The organism is Ensifer sp. 2TAB8 (assembly GCF_052115125.1).
GTDB lineage: Bacteria > Pseudomonadota > Alphaproteobacteria > Rhizobiales > Rhizobiaceae > Ensifer.
This window is the reverse complement of the sequence record NZ_JBFRGB010000072.1, coordinates 1-971: the sequence shown is the minus strand read 5'-3', so window position 1 is coordinate 971 and position 971 is coordinate 1. Positions and strand designations below refer to the sequence as shown.

1 protein-coding gene is annotated in these 971 nt (G+C 62.3%); it reads right to left on the bottom strand.

The window, feature by feature from the left end; genetic code table 11:
* Window positions 1-971, bottom strand: a 971-nt coding sequence (locus AB4Z53_RS35370; protein WP_441600087.1) for an ABC transporter permease, incomplete at both ends; no start/stop codon positions are given.

Genomic DNA, 971 nt, shown 5'->3' with positions numbered 1-971 from the left:
GTCGTTCCGGAGATCCAGGAAAAGAACTGGCGGATGGATTCGATGTTGAGGCAGACGACGACGCCGAGCGCCACGCCTGCGACCGTTCCGGCGACACCGATCGCAGCACCCGTCATGAAAAAGATGCGCATCACCGAGCCTGAGGTTGCGCCCATCGTCCTCAGGATGGCRATRTCGCTGCCCTTGTCCTTCACCAGCATGATCAGGCCGGAAATGATGTTCAGCGCCGCGACCAGTACGATCAGCGTCAGGATCATGAACATCACATTGCGCTSGACCTCGAGCGYCGAGAAGAAGGTCTTGTTGCGGTCGCGCCAGTCGGTGATGAAGATCTGCCGCCCTGCCGCATCCTCGATCGGCTGGCGCAGTTCGTCGACGACGTCAGGRTGCTCGACGAAGATCTCGATCGACTGCGCAAGCCCCTCGGCATTGAAGAACAACTGCGCTTCTTCGAGCGGCATGAAGATGATCGTCGAATCGTATTCCGACATGCCGATCTCGTAGATCGCCGAGACGGTGTAGGCCTTGACGCGCGGGTTCATKCCRAGCGGCGTCACGTCGCCRTTGGGGGACGTCAGCGTGATCGTGCCGCCRACGCGGATGCCGAGCTGCTCGGCCATGCGCGATCCGATCGCGACRCCGGARCCGGAGGCAAAGCCGACCATGTCGCCGGACTGGATATGATCGGAGACCGACTTCATCTTGCCGAGATCGTCGGCACGGATGCCGCGCACCAGCGCGCCGGTCGAGCTGTCGCCAACGCCCTGGGCCAGAACCTGGCCCTCGACCAACGGGATCGCCATGGTGACGCCCTTGACGCCCGAGAACTTGGTCGCCAGCTCCGCGTAGTTGTTGAGCGGCCCGTCGATCGGCTGGACGATCATGTGCCCGTTGATGCCGAGAATGCGGGAAATCAGCTCGGTACGGAAGCCGTTCATCACGGCCATGACGATGATCAGCGTCGCGACGCC